14 protein-coding genes are annotated in these 15,870 nt (G+C 72.6%); 5 read left to right on the top strand and 9 right to left on the bottom strand.

The window, feature by feature from the left end; translation table 11 throughout:
- Positions 1-4 precede the first annotated feature (4 nt).
- Positions 5-901 carry an alpha/beta fold hydrolase gene (locus ACZ7RU_RS30045; RefSeq protein ID WP_470344237.1) on the top strand — a complete coding sequence of 299 codons (897 nt, stop codon included), beginning with the start codon at positions 5-7 and terminating at the stop codon, positions 899-901.
- Here the strand turns inward: ACZ7RU_RS30045 and ACZ7RU_RS30050 are convergent.
- The 3 genes from ACZ7RU_RS30050 to ACZ7RU_RS30060 all read right to left on the bottom strand — a co-directional run bounded on the left by ACZ7RU_RS30050 (position 872) and on the right by ACZ7RU_RS30060 (position 7,493).
- Positions 872-1,834, bottom strand: coding sequence for a 2-hydroxyacid dehydrogenase (locus tag ACZ7RU_RS30050; protein WP_470344110.1), 963 nt, complete (start codon positions 1,832-1,834; stop codon positions 872-874). The two genes, ACZ7RU_RS30045 and ACZ7RU_RS30050, sit on opposite strands and share 30 nt — an antisense overlap.
- 119 nt (positions 1,835-1,953) lie before the next feature.
- Positions 1,954-5,961 (bottom strand): FxSxx-COOH system tetratricopeptide repeat protein, encoded by a 4,008-nt coding sequence (fxsT, locus tag ACZ7RU_RS30055; protein WP_470344111.1) that lies wholly within the window; start codon positions 5,959-5,961, stop codon positions 1,954-1,956.
- A complete protein-coding gene (locus tag ACZ7RU_RS30060; protein WP_470344112.1) occupies positions 5,958-7,493 on the bottom strand; it encodes a TIR-like protein FxsC in 1,536 nt (511 codons plus the stop codon). The genes fxsT and ACZ7RU_RS30060 overlap by 4 nt, the downstream gene beginning before the upstream one ends.
- Before the next feature lie 197 nt (positions 7,494-7,690).
- On the opposite strand from ACZ7RU_RS30060, the gene ACZ7RU_RS30065 reads away from it, so the two are divergent.
- Entirely contained in the window at positions 7,691-7,888 is a 198-nt protein-coding gene (locus tag ACZ7RU_RS30065; RefSeq protein WP_470344113.1) for a DUF397 domain-containing protein, read from the top strand.
- Between the two features lie 46 nt (positions 7,889-7,934).
- On the opposite strand, the gene ACZ7RU_RS30070 is transcribed toward ACZ7RU_RS30065, so the two are convergent.
- Complete coding sequence (locus ACZ7RU_RS30070) at positions 7,935-8,093, bottom strand: hypothetical protein (protein WP_470344246.1); 159 nt, start codon at positions 8,091-8,093, stop codon at positions 7,935-7,937.
- On the opposite strand from ACZ7RU_RS30070, the gene ACZ7RU_RS30075 reads away from it, so the two are divergent.
- A complete protein-coding gene (locus tag ACZ7RU_RS30075; RefSeq protein ID WP_470344114.1) occupies positions 8,052-9,479 on the top strand; it encodes an MFS transporter in 1,428 nt (475 codons plus the stop codon). The genes ACZ7RU_RS30070 and ACZ7RU_RS30075 overlap by 42 nt on opposite strands.
- Positions 9,480-9,538: 59 nt before the next feature.
- Here the strand turns inward: ACZ7RU_RS30075 and ACZ7RU_RS30080 are convergent, their stop codons facing one another.
- Both ACZ7RU_RS30080 and ACZ7RU_RS30085 read right to left on the bottom strand, forming a co-directional pair.
- Positions 9,539-9,781: a hypothetical protein gene (locus ACZ7RU_RS30080; RefSeq protein ID WP_470344115.1), complete on the bottom strand. Its 243-nt coding sequence runs from the start codon at positions 9,779-9,781 to the stop codon at positions 9,539-9,541.
- The gene (locus ACZ7RU_RS30085) at positions 9,778-10,146 is read right to left on the bottom strand and encodes an ATP-binding protein (RefSeq protein WP_470344116.1); all 369 of its coding nucleotides are present in this window, start codon (positions 10,144-10,146) and stop codon (positions 9,778-9,780) included. Before ACZ7RU_RS30085 ends, ACZ7RU_RS30080 begins: the two co-directional genes overlap by 4 nt.
- A gap of 168 nt (positions 10,147-10,314) precedes the next feature.
- Here ACZ7RU_RS30085 and ACZ7RU_RS30090 point away from each other — a divergent pair, with 168 nt between their 5' ends.
- Entirely contained in the window at positions 10,315-11,184 is an 870-nt protein-coding gene (locus tag ACZ7RU_RS30090; RefSeq protein WP_470344117.1) for a helix-turn-helix domain-containing protein, read from the top strand.
- Between the two features lie 2 nt (positions 11,185-11,186).
- Positions 11,187-11,384, top strand: coding sequence for a DUF397 domain-containing protein (locus tag ACZ7RU_RS30095; RefSeq protein WP_470344118.1), 198 nt, complete (start codon positions 11,187-11,189; stop codon positions 11,382-11,384).
- A 45-nt stretch (positions 11,385-11,429) separates the two neighbouring features.
- Here ACZ7RU_RS30095 and ACZ7RU_RS30100 read toward each other — a convergent pair whose 3' ends face one another.
- From ACZ7RU_RS30100 to ACZ7RU_RS30110, 3 genes are all read right to left on the bottom strand, one after another.
- Positions 11,430-11,933 (bottom strand): GNAT family N-acetyltransferase, encoded by a 504-nt coding sequence (locus tag ACZ7RU_RS30100; RefSeq protein ID WP_470344119.1) that lies wholly within the window; start codon positions 11,931-11,933, stop codon positions 11,430-11,432.
- Between the two features lie 616 nt (positions 11,934-12,549).
- A complete protein-coding gene (locus ACZ7RU_RS30105) occupies positions 12,550-13,263 on the bottom strand; it encodes an AAC(3) family N-acetyltransferase (protein WP_470344120.1) in 714 nt (237 codons plus the stop codon).
- 171 nt (positions 13,264-13,434) lie between these two features.
- On the bottom strand, positions 13,435-15,840 hold the full coding sequence (locus ACZ7RU_RS30110; protein ID WP_470344121.1) for an FxsB family cyclophane-forming radical SAM/SPASM peptide maturase: 2,406 nt from the start codon (positions 15,838-15,840) through the stop codon (positions 13,435-13,437).
- Between the last annotated feature and the right edge of the window lie 30 nt (positions 15,841-15,870).

Below are 15,870 nucleotides of genomic sequence, written 5' to 3' on the forward strand. Positions count from 1 at the left end.
ACGGATGGTCAAGACGGCGGACCACCGCGCGCTCGCCGTCGAGTCGCTCGGCGACCCGCGCGGCCGTCCGGTGTTCCTGCTGCACGGCATGCCCGGCAGCCGGGTCGGTCCGCACCCGCGCAGCACCGTGCTGTACCGGCTGGGCGTCCGGCTGATCTCGTACGACCGGCCCGGCTACGGCGACTCCACCCGGCTGTTCGGCCGCCGGGTCAGCGCGGCGGCCGCGGACGTGCGGACGATCGCGGACGAGTTCGGGCTGGACAGCTTCGCGGTGCTCGGCCGCTCCGGCGGCGGCCCGCACGCGCTGGCCTGCGCGGCGCTGCTGCCGGAGCGGGTCAGCCGGGTGGCGGTGCTGGTCGGCCTCGCGCCGCGCGACGCGGCCGGCCTGGACTGGTACGCGGGGATGACCCCGTCCAATGTCCGCGCCTACAAGGAGGCCGAACGCGGGCACGGCCGGATCACCGACTCGATGGAGTTCCGCTCCCGGCAGATCAAGGACGACCCGGCCCGGCTGCTGAACGGGCTGCGCACCGAACTCTCCGCCGCCGACCGGGAGGTGGTGGCCGACAGCGGGCTGCGGCGGATGCTCCAGAGCAACTACCGGGAGGCGTTCCGGCACGGCGCGGACGGCTGGATCGACGACATGATGGCCTTCACCGCCGACTGGGGGTTCGACGTCGGGTCGATCCGGGTGCCGACCTGGCTCTGGCACGGCGCGGACGACCAGTTCTCGCCGGTCGACCACTCCCGCTGGCTGGCCGACCACATCCCGGACGCCGAGCTGTTCCTGGAGCCCGGCGCCGCGCACTTCGGCGCGTTCCGGGTGATGACCACCGCGCTGGCCTGGACGGCGGGGTGGGGCGGCCCGGGGTCACGCCCGTACCGGCGTCAGGGGCGCTGAGCCGCCGAGCACCGCCAGCACGTTGTCCACCGCCAGGCCGCCCATCGCCTGCCGGGTACGGACGGTGGCGCTGCCCAGGTGCGGGGCGAGCACCGCGCGCTCCTGGGCGAGCAGCGCGGACGGCACGGCCGGCTCGTGCTCGAAGTTGTCCACGGCGGCGGCGAACAGCGCGCCGGACTCCAGCGCGGCGGCCAGCGCCTCCTCGTCCACCACGCCGGCGGTCATGCTGACCACCACCGCACCGCGCGGCAGCAGGGCGAGCCGGCGGGCGTCCAGCAGGTGCCGGGTCTCGGCGGTGAACGGGCAGGTGACGACCAGCACGGTGGAGCCGGCGAGCAGTTCCTCCAGCGGCTTCCAGTCGGCGCCCTCGGCCTGCTCGGGCGGCAGTTCGGTGCGGTTGTGGTAGCTGACCGGCATGTCGAAGGCGCGGGCCCGGCGGGCCACCGCCTGCCCGATCCGGCCCATGCCGAGCACGCCCAGCGGGGTGCCGGCCAGTTCCAGGCCGAGCAGGAAGTTCGGCGCCCAGGTCCAGGGCGCGCCGGAGCGCAGCAGCCGCTCGCCCTCGCCGAGCCGGCGGGTGGCGGCCAGCAGCAGCGCCCAGGCCATGTCGGCGGTGGCGGTGGTGAGCACGCCGGGGGTGTTGGTGACCAGCACGCCGCGGTCGGCGCAGGCGGCCACGTCCACGTTGTGGTAGCCGACGGCGTGGTTGGCGACGATCCGCAGCCCGGGGCCGGCCGCGTCGAGGAACTCGGCGTCCACCCGGTCGTCCAGGGTGGTGATCACGGCCCGCCGGCCGCGGACGGCGGCGAGCAGCTCCGCCCGCTCCATCGCCAGGTCGCAGTCGTGGCAGGTGGCGGCGTGGTGCGCGGTGAGCCGTTCGACGACGCCGGGGGCGAGGCGCCGGGTGACCAGGACCGGGGGCGGGGTGCTCATGCGCCCGCCCCGCTCCGCTCGGCGAGGGCATTCGCCCACGCGCACCTCTTGATGATTCGCTCGCTACGCTCGCTCATGGCTCGGCAGCGTACCCCGCCCCCTTCCGTCAGCCGTCCCGGTCAGACCGGCTGCGGCTCCAGGTCGCGGTTGATCCGCTTCCAGCCGCGCGCGGAGACCGTGTTGGGGTGCTCCTCGCCGAACTGCCGGATCAGCTCGGAGATCGCCCGCGCCCGCAGCTCGGCGGCCTGGGTGTGCCGGCCCCCGGCCCGCAGGGTGATCGCCAGGTTGGCCTCGCAGGCCACCGCGTCCGGGTGCTGGGCGCTGTAGCGGTCGCACAGCCCCTGGTACGCGGCCCGGCCGAGCCGCTCGGCGCGGTCGGTCTGCCCGTCGTCGCCGTAGGCGTTGGCCAGGTTGATCATCGCGTTGAGGGTGTACGGGTGCTCCGGCCCGACCGAGCGGGTCAGCCCCTCGACGGTGAGCCGGCCGCGCTCGATGGCGCCCTGGACGTCGCCGCTGCCCCGCAGGTAGATGCCGAGGTTGTTGGCGCAGGCCAGGGTGAACGGGTGCTCGTCGCCGAACAGCCGCCGGTGGCCCTCGAAGACGGTGGAGCAGAGGTCCCGGGCGGCCTCCTTGTCGCCGGAGGCGCTGTGGTCGGCGGCCAGGTTGAGCGCGCAGGCGAGCGCGTCGGGGGCGTCGGCACCGTAGCGCTCCAGGTAGCGCTCGTAGGTCTCCTTGGTGATCCGGCGGGCCTCGGCGAGCTGGCCGATCCGGCGCAGTGAGACGGCCAGCGACTTGGCGTTGCGCAGGTTCTCCGGCAGGTCCGGGTCGAGCACGTCGCCGAGGTCGGAGGTGACCTCCTGGAGCAGGTCCACCGAGCCCCGGTAGTCGCCGAGCTCGCGCAGGTCGCGGGCCAGGTTGGACTTGGTGGACAGGGTGTAGGGGTGCTTGGGGCCGAGTACGGCGGTGCGCCGGTCGAGGGTCTCCTGGTCGAGTTCGCGGGCCGCCTCGCTGTCGCCGACCAGCCGGTAGTCGATCGCCAGGTTGTTCGCCATGGAGAGCGTGCGCGGGTTGTCGTCGCCGAACAACTCCCTGAACTGGTCGAGGATTTCGCGGTCGAGGTCGAGGGCGGCCTGGAACCGGCCGAGCGCCCGGCGGTCCGCGCCGAGCGAGCCGGCCGTCATCAGGGTGTACGGGTGGTGCTCGCCGAGCAGCGCCCGCTGGCGCTCCAGGGTGTCCTCGTCCAGGGCCAGCGCCTCGCTGTAATTGCCCTGGGAGCGCAGCACGTTGGCGAGCTGGAAGCGCAGCAGCAGGGTCTGCCGGTCGTTCTCGCCGAGCTTGCCGGTCCACTCCACGTCCAGGGCGTGGCCGAGGTCGCGGGCCCGGTCGAGTTCGCCGCGCTTCCACAGGTAGCGGACCCGGTCGATGAGCAGCTGGCGGGTGTCCGCCTCGTCGCAGTTGTGCGCCTTGGACGGCGACAGGTGCGGCCAGATCTCGTCGAAGGCGGGCCAGTTGGCCGGATCGTCGGTGTCGCCGAGGACGGGCCGGGCGCCGGTGAGGATGCGGTGCACCTCGTGGACGGCGATCTCCTGCTCATCGTCGGTCATCCCGGCCCGGATCACCGCCTGGACCAGCCGGTGCACCTGGAAGCTGTTGCTGCCGGCGTCGACCTTGGCCAGCGCGTACCGGCCGATCGCCTGGATCACCTTGCCCAGCATGAACTTGTCGCTGAGGTCGGCGTCGAACCTCACCAGCGCCCGGATCATCTGGTCGCTGTAGAAGAGGTTCATCGAGATCGGCTCGGGCGCGAAGAACGCGCACAGCTGGAGCAGCCGGACGGCCGCCGGGGACTGCTGGCGCAGCCGTCCGATCGACACGTTCCAGGTCGCGGCGACCGGGGTCGGGTAGTCGGCCGGGCGGCCGACGGCCAGCGCGCGGGCGGCCTCGGCGTGCAGCTGGGATACGTAGGTCTCCACCGGGGTGCCGGTGGTGTCCAGCCAGGCGGCGGCCACCTCGACGGCCAGCGGCAGGTCGCCGACGGCTTCGGCGACCCGGTCGGCGTCCGGGCGGGAGAGGCTGCGGGCGCGTCGGCACAGGTGCTCGACGCTCTCGCCGCGGGTGAAGACGTCGACCTCCAGCGCCTCGGCGTGCCCGGTCCAGGCCTGGTTGCGGGAGGTGACCAGGATGTGGCCGGAGCCGCCGGGGAAGAACCGGCGGATCTCCGCGGGCTCGTCGGCGTTGTCGAAGATCAGCAGCCAGCGCGAGGTGGGCACGCCGCGCCGCAGCGCCTCCCGGGCCGCCTCGGCGGCCTCGGTCACCGAGTCGCCGACCCGCAGGCCCAGCCGGCGGGCGAGTTCGGCGAGCGCCGGGGCGACCAGCTCGGTCTGCTCGGCGTCGATCCACCAGACCAGGTCGTAGTCGGACATGAACCGGTGGGCGTACTCCAGCGCCACCTGGGTCTTGCCGACGCCGCCGAGCCCGTACAGGGTCTGCGGGGTGGGCAGCACGGCCGCCATGCCGCCGCGCAGCTGGTTGCGCAGCTGTTCCAGGACGGCGGCGCGGCCGGTGAAGGAGGGGTTGCGCGGCGGGACGTCCCACACCGAGGGCTTGCTGCCGGGGAACCGCGGGCCGCCGCTGGGCGCGTCGTCGAGCGGCACGTCGCCGCGGCCGAGCGCGCGCAGCAGGCTCTGGATCGACTGGGTCTCGTCGCGGCCGACCAGGTCGACCGGGTTGCGGTTGCTGAACGGCGCGGTGAGCCGCACGTCGCCGACCCGGACCGGCAGCAGCTGGCGCCTGGTCCCGGAGGGGTCGGAGCTGACCACGGACTCCCACAGCGCCCGCGCCTGCGGGGAGCGCTGGTAGGCGGGCGAGAGCACGGCGACCGTCCGGTACGCGGAGTCGATGCCGCGCTCGGTCTCCTCGCGCGGGTCGGTGCCGGCGCTGAGGTCGCGCGGCAGCACCCGGAAGCCGGCCCTGGTCAGGACGGACTCGATCCAGTCCGCCCACATCCGGTCCTCGGGGACGTAGGAGAGGTAGAGGTCGGCGGGCACGGACGGGCGGCGGCGGGTGAAGGCGTCCACGTAGCGCAGCCGCACCTCCTCGTCCATCGCCGGCAGGCCGGCCGCCCGGCCCTCGGTGATCACGGAGGTGAGCCGTTCGCAGGCGGCGAGCATCGAGGTGGGCGTGCCGGTCTGGTCGCCGAAGGTGGCGAGGATCTCCTCGTAGGCGTAGAACGGCCGGTACGGGATCTCCACCGAGCCCCAGTACTGGGCGAGTTCCTCGCCGTTCAGGCCGGACGGCAGCCCGTCGAAGCGGACCCGGGCGAGGGCGCGGCCGGCGTCCGCCTTCTCCTTCTCGCCCTCGTCGATGCGCATCGGGACGGGCAGGATGCGGATGCCGCGCTCGCGGTAGCGGTCGTGGATGTGCTGGGCGATCCGGGAGGCGCCGTCGATGGACTGGTCGCTGAGGGTGAAGCAGACCACCAGGTCGTCGGGCATCTGGACGGTGCAGATCTCGGCGATGTCGGACAGGCCGGTGCGGGAGTCGATCAGCACGTAGTCGTAGCGCTTGGCCATGTCGGCCTTGAGGGCGTCGAAGAACTGCCCGCCGTCGAAGCGGTCGTAGAAGATGTCCCAGTCGAGGTGGGTGACGGCCTCGGAGTAGTCGCGGTTGAACTGGCCCGCGGAGAGGAAGTCCAGGCTGCCGCCGGCCGGGAAGTACGGCCAGGTGAGCGAGAGCGCGTGCGGGTGCACCCGGGCGAAGTCCAGGTGCCAGCCCTCGGCGTGCTCGACCGGGCGCAGCGCCTCCTCGCGGTACTCGGCGATCAGGTCCATCATGCCGGTGGTGCCGGCCAGCGACGCCGGGTCGAGGAACGGGTGGAAGAACTTGGCGAGGCCGGGCGCCTCCAGGTCCCAGTCCACGGTGAGCACCCGGAAGCCGTTGGCGGCGAGGATCCAGGCGGTGTTGGCCAGCGCCATGGTGCGGCCGGTGCCGCCCTTGTACGAGTAGAAGGTGATGATCCGGCCGTTGCGGTGCCGTTCCGCCGCCTGCCGCTCGGCCTCCCGCTGGGCGGCGAGGTCGGCGGAGGTGATCCCGCCGAGGCGGAGGTTCCTGGTGCGGTTGTCAGTCATCGCGGTCCTCGTCCTCCCAAGGGCGCCATCCCGTCATCGGGTTCATCGCCGTCGTCGCGGTGCGGGTCGTGCTCGCGGTACGGGTCGTGCTCTCGGTGCGGGCTCTGCTCCCTTGGCGGGTCCTGCGCTCGGGGCGGGCTCTGCGCGCGGGGCAGGTCCTGCTCGCGGGGCCGGTCCTGCGCCCGGGGCGGGTCCTGCTCCCGGTAGGGGCCGCTGCCGTCGTTCCGCTCCTCGTCCTCCTCGAAGGGGTCCATCGGGGATCCGTCCGGTCCGTACCCGCCTCCGCCGCGCCGGAACGCCTCCCGCAGGCTCGGCCGGGGCGACGGCGGTTCCTCCGGTTCGGCCCTGGTGCGGCCCTCGAACGCGTACTTGGCCTTCATCGCCGCCCTGGGCAGGGCGTCGTCGAAGTCCTCCAGGGTGGGCAGCCCGGTCGGGCCGGTGGCGCCGAGGAAGCTCGGCCTGCTCGCCCGCCGGCTGATGCGCAGCACCTCGTCGCTCAGGTCGCTCAGCTCGTCCGCGCACTCGGCGCACTCCGGGTCGTCGCCGTTGAACGGCTCCAGGATGCTCACCCAGGTGGCGTCCGAGCGGTCGAAGCGCCGGACCAGCTCGCGCCGGCGCGGGTCGCGCAGCGCCCAGCGGTCCAGCAGCAGCAGGCCGGGCGCCTCGGCGTTGCCGCCGATGATCGACTCGACCACGTCGTCGAACTCGTGCACGGTCGGCTGGAACCCCAACTGCCGGGCCAGCCGGGCCGCGTGCTGCGCGATCGGCGAGCCGACCGGCCGGTACGGGTGCCAGTCGGTGGGCCGCTCGCCGTAGTAGTCGGGGCTGCGGTCGGCGGGCAACTCGTTCTGGTGGTAGGCGAGTACGGAGATCCGCAGCTGTTTGGTCGGGGCGGTGACGTTGAACGCGCTCGGGAGCGTGTTGAACTCCAGGCGCCGCCCGACCGGGATCACCGTCTCCTCGGCGACCTGCACGATCCGGGCCGCCAGCCGGTGCACGGCCAACTCGTAGGAGGAGCGGAAGTAGCTGAGCTTCATCAGCGCGTACAGGCCCTCGGTGGCGTACTCGGGCCCGAAGCTCGCGTGGTTGAACTGGAGTTCACTGGCCACGGTCGGCAGCCGGTAGCGGCTCATCGGCGCCCACAGCACCGGGACGATGCCGCTGGTGCGCTCGGAGTCGAGGTTCGCCGGGTAGACCGGCCGACGGGTGAAGGCGTGCCATTCCTGGCCGCACGGAACGCTGTTGAAGTACCTCGGGGAGTAGAGCGGTACGAAGACCCGGCACGTCGCCAGCTCCTCGGACAACCGGTCGGCCCACAGCTCGCCCTGGTGCATGGACTCGTCCATGAAGCCGACCGCGACCCCGTCCGGGACGGTGGTGAGCTGGAGCACCGCCTCGCAGAGGTCCCGGTACAACTGCCTGACCCAGTGGTTCGGATCGCCCGCGCCCCGCGCGCCGGCCTTGGGGGTGTGCGCGTAGGAGAGGAAGAAGTACGGCCGGGCGTCGTCCTCGTCCCAGCCCCGGTCAGTCACACGCGCCTCCCCCGGGCCCGTCGGCAACCTGCCTCCCGCAGCCCCCGTGCGGCGGGGCTTCAGTGTAGGAACGACTGACACCCCAATGGAATAGCACAACGTCTCGCACGAATTGACATGACCGAAACGATGCCGCTGTCCTCTTCGCCGGAGCAGTACCCTCGTTCGGGCCACCGCACACGATCAGGAGGGCGCCCGTGGACCACCTCGACTGGCAGAGGTCCAGCACCAGCGACGACAGGGACGAGTGGATCGAGATCGCCTCCGAGGGCGACCACGTCTACATCCGGCAGTCCAACGACCCCTCCCTCGTCGTCACCACCACCCGCGTCAAGTTCAACGCCTGGGTGCTCGGCGCCAAGGCGGGCGAGTTCGACCACTTCGTCGAAGCCTGACCCGGCCGGGGCGGCCGGGGCGCGGTCTCGCCCCGGCCGGCTGCGCTCAGGCCAGCCACACCCGCGCGTCGGCACTCTCGTCGGCGATCCGCCTCAGCCGCCCGTCGACGACGGCGGCCGCCCGCCGGAAGACCTCCCGGCCCGCGTCGGTGAGCTGGATCTGGTGGCCCCGGCCGTCACCGGGCGACCGAGGCCGACGGACCACGAACCGGAACCCGACAGGACCTCCTGGCTGCCGCTGGCCGCCGTCGGCGCGGCCCAGCTGATGGTCATGCTGGACTCGACGGTCGTGAACGTGGCGCTGCCCTCGATCGGCTCCGCGCTCCCCGCCGACCGGACCGCCCTCCAGTGGACGATCAGCGCCTACGTCCTCGTGTACGGCAGTCTGCTGCTCCTCGGCGGCCGGGTCGCCGACGTCATCGGACGGCGCCGGTCCTTCCTGGCCGGGCTGACCACCTTCGCCGCCGCCTCCGTCCTGTGCGGCCTCGCCGGCGACCAGGACCAGCTGATCGCCGGCCGCGCGCTCCAGGGCCTGGGAGCCGCGCTGCTCTCCGCCGCCGCCCTGTCGATCGTGGTGACGGGCTACCGGAACGAGGAACAGCGGAAGGCCGCCCTCGCCACCTGGAGCGGTCTCGGCGTGATCGGCGCCATCCTCGGCGCCGTCCTCGGTGGGCTGATCGTCTCGGCCGTCAGCTGGCGCTGGGCCTTCCTGATCAACATCCCGATCAGCCTCGCCTCCGGAATCACCGGTCTGCGTGGCCTTCCGGCCCTGCGCTCCGCGGGCCGCCGCCCGCTGCGCCTGCCCACCGCCGTCCTCGCCACGGCCGGCCTGGCCTGCCTGGCCTTCGGCCTGATCCGGCTGCAGGACGGCATGTCCTCCGCCCCCGCGTGGGCCGGCCTCGGCCTGTCCGCGGCCCTGCTCACCGGCGTCGCCCGGGCCGAACTGGGCACGCCCGACCCGCTGCTCCCGCTACACCTCCTACGCATCCCGACGTACCGGCTCAGCAGCCTCGGGCTGCTGCTCGCCGCGATCGTGATGATGGGCAGCTCCTACCTGGCCAGCAACTACTTCCAGGGCGCCCACGGCATGAGCGCCTTCGCCACCGGCCTCGCCCTGCTGCCGATGGGCCTGGCCGCGCTGGCCTTCGCCTCCGTCGTACCCCGACTCATCGGCGCCGTCGGCCCGGCCCTGACCTACCTGGTCGGCGCGCTCACCCAGATCGCCGGGGCCGCCGTCCTGGCCACCGGACCGTCCGAGACCGTCGTCGCCGTCGTCGCGCCGGCCGTCATCGGGGCCGGCCTGCCCACCTGCTTCGTCCCCCTGTACGGGATCGGCACCGCCCACGTCCGCCCCGAGGAGTCGGGCGTCGGCTCCGGGCTGCTGAACACCTTCAACGAGAGCGGCGCCGCCCTCGGCATCGCGGTGATCGGCACCGTGCTGGCCACCTCCCTGGACGGCGCCGCCACCCCCGACGCGCTGACCACCGGCGTCGGCCACGGCTTCCTCGCCGTGGCGGTCTGCGCCGCCCTCGCCGTCGGCATCGCCCTGGGCCTGCACCGGCACACCCGCACCGCCGGGCGGGAATCCTGAGCCCTGTCCGTCGGGCCCTGCGCGGGAAGTCGACCGGGCCGACTTCCCGCGTGCGCCGGTCAGCGGTGACGCTTGAACTCCCGCAGGAGTGCGAGGAGGTTGATCACCGTGCTGGCCGGAACATTGCCGAGGGAAACCAGGACCCGGCCGTTCATGACGGTCTCGCCCGGCTTGGCGGACGGCCAGAGCAGACCGAACTCGCGGCTCTCGGTGCGGAGTTCCACGAGGAGGTCGGTGAGTTCGCGGCTGGTGAGGTGGTGGATGGCCGGGTCGGCGGGATGGATGGGATGGAGGGCGTTCACGCGACGGAGTCCAGCTCGAACCAGACCCGCTTCCCGAGCTTCTGCGGCTCGGCGCCCCACCGGTGCGTGAGCCCCTCCACCAGCTGAAGCCCACGGCCGGATTCGGCCTGGAGGTCGAACTTCTGAAACTTCGGCAGTTCGGAGCTACGGTCCGCGACCGTGACGCGGAGGGTGTTGCCGGAGTAGACGACCGTGACGACGGGCGAGAGCGTCGCCCCGTGCCGCCACGCGTTCACGACGAGCTCCATCATGGCGAGTTCGGCGTCCCCGATGGAGGAGTCGGGGTACCCGGCGCGCAACATCGCATCGCGCAACACCTCGCGGGACACGGTAAGGGAGGGGGAGTTGAGGTGGGGGTCACACATGGGGAATCTCCCAGCGGTGCAGAGGAATGCCGTACGGACAGGCACTACTGACGACCCATCCGGTCGGCTGCGTTATTGAACTGTAGGGGAATATCCCTCAACTCTTCAACACGCTTCGCGCATGCCTCTACACTTTGCGTAGGCATCGATCGCGCAAAGGGGCACCTCATGGGGTTCAGGACTGGGATCAGCGAACGACAGCGCCGCCTTGGCGAGGAACTTCGTCGTGTTCGAGACGCCGCAGGCCTCTCAGCTCTGGAGATCGGCCAAGCTCTTGGCGTCAAAGGCCCGAACATCAGCCACACCGAGGCTGGCAGGCTCGGGCTCAACCTTGAGCGGCTGAGTGCCTGGCTCGACGTCTGCAACGTCACCGATCCCGCGTACCGCGCCGGCCTCATCGCCATGAGCGAGAGTTCGGGCAAGGGCTGGTGGACCGAGTTCAAGCACGACGTGATCCCTCCAGCCCTCGATCTGGCCGAGGTGGAGGCCAACGCCACGGCCCTCGACACCTACGAGACACTCCTGATCCCCGGCCTCTTGCAGACCAAGGCCTACAGCGAGGTCATCCATGGATACAACGACAGGAAGGTCGAGTTCCGTCGTCAGCGCCAAGGGCTCCTGACAGGTAAGAACGCGCCTCCGCTCCGGGCAGTGATCCACGAAGCCGCCCTGCACATGATGTACGGAGGTCCTATCGTCATGCGCGACCAGCTGACCCATCTGATCGAGATGAGTCAGCTGCCCAACGTGACGATCCAGATCCTCCCGTTCGACTGCACTACCTACACGTCGACCGATACCCCGTTCATGCTTGCCCGGGGATCACACGCGCGGTTGCACACGGTTCTACTCGAACATCCCCATGGCTCCACCTTCGTAGGCGACCCTGAGTCGGTGGCAGCGTTTGACCAGAAGTTCGACCGGGTCAGGGGACTGGCTCTTCCTCCCCTGTCAGTTTCCGCTCCGGCACCGTCCGCCACCTATCGTGACTCGATGGGCTTGATCCAGCACATCCGTTACAAGGTCCAAGGAAGGTGACCATGAGCCAGCTCATCTGGCAGAAGTCGAGCTTCAGCGGCGACCAGGCCAACTGCGTAGAGATTGCCGCCGACGGCAACCGCATCTATATCCGCGAATCGGACGACCCTGCCCGCATCGTCACCACCACCCGTACCAAGCTCCACGCCTGGATCCACGGCGCCAAGGCCGGCGAGTTCGACCACTTCGTCGAAGCCTGACCACCGCCCCGTCCCCCGTGCCAAGGCCCGGGGGACGGAGGCGGCTCACGCGTCGGGGTGCTTGGGCAGGGCGAGCCAGTCCGCCCAGAAGATCTCGCGGCCGAGGAAGCGCGGCTGCTCGAACGGCCAGTCGGCGGCGATCCACTGCGGCACCAGCGCGTCGAAAGCCTCCTCGACCTCGCTGCCCACCAACTCGTCCACCACCCACCAGGAGATCTCACCGTCCGCGCCGGCTCTCTCGGGCGGGTCGATGTAGACGCAGCCGAGCACGGCCGTCTCCGCCGCGTCGAACAGCGCGTAGTTGAACGACTGGTGTGCGGCGATCTCCTTCTCGTGCCGCAACAGGTCGGCCTGGTTGGCCTCGTAGGTCATGGTGGCCGCGGGCCACCCCCAGGCCGGACCGAAGATGGTGAACAGCCGCTCGCGCGAGCCCATCACGGCCGGGTAGTCCAGCGGAGCATCCGCTTCCCGGACCGGCCGCAGGTGATGGGCCCCGCCCGGCAGCGGCACCAGGACGGGATGGACGAAGTCATCGGGAAGCCAGCTCATGGCGCCCGACCGTAACACCACCCGCCCGCCCACTCCCCTGAATTTCCCGCCCCGCCCGAGCCCGCACGACTGCGGCAACGGCCCTGTCCGGCCGATCCCGACTATGGGGACGATGCCGCCCATGACTTGCATCCGAAGGGGCCGCGCCTCGTAGACCACCGGCTTCACTTCGACTGCGGGAACGTGGCTGGGGAAGACCCTGGGTGCGGTATCGAGATGTCCCGGGTCTGTCGGGAGCGGCGAATGCTGCCGTCCGTGTGCTCGAACGGGAACGATTGTCTCCGGGCATCGTGTCGGTGGCGCTGAGCGTGGGCCGTGCGCGTCAACGGCACCAGGCGCCAGCGGATCCTGCTGCTCCGCCCGGGCATACCCGGCCCGACCGGCCGAGGCCGGCGAAGCCGTCCTCGCGTCCGTGCGGCACTCCGTCTCCGCCCGCGACACCGAATGGATCACTCGCACATCCGCAGCGTAGGAAGTCGGCTGGGCCGACTTCTCACGCACGAAGGCCGCCGCCGCTTCGGCGGAGCCGAAGCGGCGGGCAGGGAGGGGCGGGCAGGGAGGGGCGGCCGGTGGAAACCGTGGGGTCGGAGAGCAGAGGTGGGAGCGAAGGCGGGTCTCAGGCGCGGCTGCGGAGCAGGACGGCCTCGGCGAGGTCGACGGCCTCCCGGACCGGCACGAGGCGGCACTCCGCAGCGCCGATGCGGCCGGTGGTGATGCCGCGGGCGGTGCGCAGGACCTCGGCGCCGAGGCGGTCGAAGTGGAGGTCGTCCAGGTCGGGGGCCCGGAACACCGTCCAGCCGTCCGGCCCGACGCAGCGGTACTCGCGCACGGGCACGTCGGGCATCCGCAGGTCGGCCAGGTGGAAGGCGGTGAAGCGGCCCATCGGGACGCCGAGCATCAACACCCGGGCGTCCAGTTCGTAGAGCCGCCCGAGCGGCGACTCCGGGCCGAGGTGGGAGGTCAGCGGGTGGTGGGCGGTGACCTCCCGGGCGAGCCGTCCGACGGCCGCCCAGGAGGTCTGCGGGTGGCGGCTGCGCAGTGCGCCCGGCCACGAGCGGACGGCCTCCGAGAGCGCGCCCATGGAGGGCGAGGCCGGGGTGGTGGCCGGGTCGAAGCGGGGCATCCGGGCCTGGTAGTCGGCCAGTTCCGCCGGGGAGAGTCCGACGGTGGCGGACTGGTGGAGGCGTGAGGTGGCGGAGTTCTCGGGGGTGGCGGTGTAGGCGACCAGGGTGCCGTCGGGGCCCAGGACGTCGAGCAGGGCCTCGACCACACCGGCCGCCCCGCCGGGCACGGGTCCGAGGGCGCGCAGGGACGCCTGGACGTGCAGCACCGTGCCCGGGCGGACCCCGAGGTCGACGAGGTCGCGGACGAGCGGGTGGACGGGGGCGACGACAGGGGAGACGACGGCGGCGCCGCCGGCACGGGATTCGGTGAGGATGGCGTTTCCCCGGGGTTGAGGGCCCCGGGCGAGGGAGGTCCCGGGGCGGCGGCGGTTGGGAGGTCAGACCCCGGCCCGTCCCCGCCGTACCCGGTCGGCCGCCTGCTCGGCGGCGGCGGGCAGCGGCAGGGCGAGCCAGGGTGCCACGGTGGTGCGCATGCCGTCGGCGAAGCGCAGGCCGGTCCCGGTCAGGGACCCGGACGACGCCAGCCGCTCCACGGCCTCGGCGGTGTACCGCCGCCAGAGCGCGAACTGTTCCCGCGCCCGGTCGGCGGCCGTGCCCGGCAGTCCGTCGTACGCGAGGGTGCGGGTGCCCCAGTACTCGGTGACGGCCAGGTGGGCGTACGTGCCCTGGAGCAGCCCTTCGAGCGGCCGGGGGTCGGGCCGCCAGGGGGCGAAGTAGAGCGTGGGGTCGGCGCGGTCGTACAGGTCGGTGAGGTCCAGCACCGCGCCGAGCTTGACGTGCTGGAACTCGTGCGCGAGCAGCAGGGCGAGGGTCGGCGCGGTGGCCGGCCGGGCGATGCCGACCGCGCCGTACGCCTGCCGGGCCGCCGAGCTGACGTCCCGGCCGGCCGGGCCGGGCCGCAGCGGGGTGACGGTCGTCAGGCCGGCCCGGATGCCCTCGGCGTACCCGGGCAGGTCGCGCCCGAGCAGCTCCCAGGCCTCGCGCAACGCGCCCGTCCAGTCGAGCAGTTCGCCCGCGGAGAGGCGCTCCGCCACCGGGTGGTCGTGGCAGTCGCGCAGCGGGTCGGTGTCCTCCAGGGTGACGGTCCAGCCGCCGGCCAGCCGGACCCGCCGCACCGGTTCGTCCGGCACCGTGTGCACCGAGCCGTCGGACGCCCGCACCTCGAAGCCGTCCGCCCGCCCGGTGACCACGGCCTCGCCGTCGGGTACGGCGATCCGGCCGAGCGTCGGCAGGTGCAGCCATCCGCCCCGGACGGGCACGGCCACCGCGTCCCCCCGCCCGGCCCGGACCGCGGCCGCCGCGGTGAGCGCGGCCAGCGGGCCGAGCCCGACGGCGAGGTCCCCGGCGAGCCGGCGGGCCGCCCAGGCGCGGGCGTACGGGTGGGCGAGGACGGTGTCCACGGCGGCGGGGGCCGCCGCGTCGAGTTCCGCCAGCAGGGCCCACGCCTCGGCCCGCCCCTGTCCGGAGGCGTCCCAGGCGGCGGCCAGCAGCGCCCGGGTGAGGGCGAGTTGGGAGCGGCCGAGCGCGGCGATGGTCTCCGCGCCCCCGTATCCGCGCGCGAGTTCGTCGAGTTGCGACGGGGTGAGCGCGGCGGGCAGCAGCGGCTCGGCACCGGGCGGCGCGGCCTCGGCCGCCTGCGCCGGAACGCCGACCGAACTCCCGTTCCCCGCAATGCCGTTGATGAACGTCATGAGATCACCGCAGTAGACGGAGGGATGGTCGAAGCTGCCTCCCCCATCGTCGCTCCGATAGCGGTGGGCGTACAGCCCGCCACCGCAGGAGCGGACCACGGAGCAGGCGCGGCAGGCCTCGCCGAGCCCGGCCAGGCCGGACTGACGGGCGGCGATGCCGGGGTGGCGGGCGAGGTCGTCGAGGCTGTGGTCGAAGACGTTCATCCCGGTGACGGGTGCGCCGTCGTACGCGGTCTTCAGGCTGTCGGCCTGCTCGAAGGTCCCGTCCGTCTCCAGGACGGCGAGGTCGGAGGGCTCCAGGCCGAGCGACTCGGTGAGGCTGGAGAACCCCCGCAGGGTCCGGTGCACGGACTCGAAGGTCCGCACCGAGAACGGCCGCCCGTCCGCCTCCCACAGCCGGTGGACGGTGAGCAGCCAGTCGGCGTACGGGGTCGCGCCCAGCGCGGCGGGTCGCTTGGGCGGCTCGTCCCAGGTGGCGTGCGGGAGCAGGAAGTCCACGGCGGGCGGGCGGAGTTCGGCGAGCGCCCGGTACACGGCCGCCGGGTCGTTCTCGACGTCCATGGTGCACAGCAGCCCGGCGAACAGGTGCCGGTACTCGGGCTCGTTCAGCAGTGCGACCGCCCGCAGCACCTGCGGGTGGCTGCTGCGTCCGTCGGCGAACCGCCGGTGGCGGTCGTTGGCGGCCCGGTCGCCGTCCAGCGAGATGCCGACTTTGATGTCCTGCTCCGCGAACAGCGCGCAGAAGTCCCGGCTCAGCAGCACGCCGTTGGTGTGGATGCGCAGGTCGAGCGCGCAGCCGGGCGGGAGCGCCGCCCGGAGCGCCCCGGCGGCACGGCGCAACCGGTCCGGGCCGGCGAGCAGGGGTTCTCCCCCGTGCAGGACGACCCGGACGGCGGGCAGCCGGTGGGCGGCCGCGTGCTCACCGATGCGCTCGGCGGCCTTGGCCATGATCCCGTCCGCGATGACCTTCGGCCGGGATCGCCAGCTGCTGTCCGCGTGCTCGTAGACGTAGCAGTGGTCGCAGGCCAGATCGCACCTGCTGTGCATCTTGACCACGAACTGCGTCAACGGCAGCGGAATCGACGTCGTCATGGAGCTGGACTGTTCGGTTCGGCTCGGTCT

The organism is Kitasatospora sp. NPDC114501, assembly GCF_055633695.1.

What these genes read in the sequence shown, in the direction of transcription:
- ACZ7RU_RS30085 (WP_470344116.1), bottom strand. Translation starts at nt 10,146, where the DNA reads ATGTGTGACCCCCACCTCAACTCCCCCTCCCTTACCGTGTCCCGCGAG.
- ACZ7RU_RS30045 (WP_470344237.1), top strand. Translation starts at nt 5, where the DNA reads ATGGTCAAGACGGCGGACCACCGCGCGCTCGCCGTCGAGTCGCTCGGC.
- ACZ7RU_RS30110 (WP_470344121.1), bottom strand. Translation starts at nt 15,840, where the DNA reads ATGACGACGTCGATTCCGCTGCCGTTGACGCAGTTCGTGGTCAAGATG.
- ACZ7RU_RS30095 (WP_470344118.1), top strand. Translation starts at nt 11,187, where the DNA reads ATGAGCCAGCTCATCTGGCAGAAGTCGAGCTTCAGCGGCGACCAGGCC.
- fxsT (WP_470344111.1), bottom strand. Translation starts at nt 5,961, where the DNA reads ATGACTGACAACCGCACCAGGAACCTCCGCCTCGGCGGGATCACCTCC.
- ACZ7RU_RS30090 (WP_470344117.1), top strand. Translation starts at nt 10,315, where the DNA reads ATGGGGTTCAGGACTGGGATCAGCGAACGACAGCGCCGCCTTGGCGAG.
- ACZ7RU_RS30100 (WP_470344119.1), bottom strand. Translation starts at nt 11,933, where the DNA reads ATGAGCTGGCTTCCCGATGACTTCGTCCATCCCGTCCTGGTGCCGCTG.
- ACZ7RU_RS30050 (WP_470344110.1), bottom strand. Translation starts at nt 1,834, where the DNA reads ATGAGCACCCCGCCCCCGGTCCTGGTCACCCGGCGCCTCGCCCCCGGC.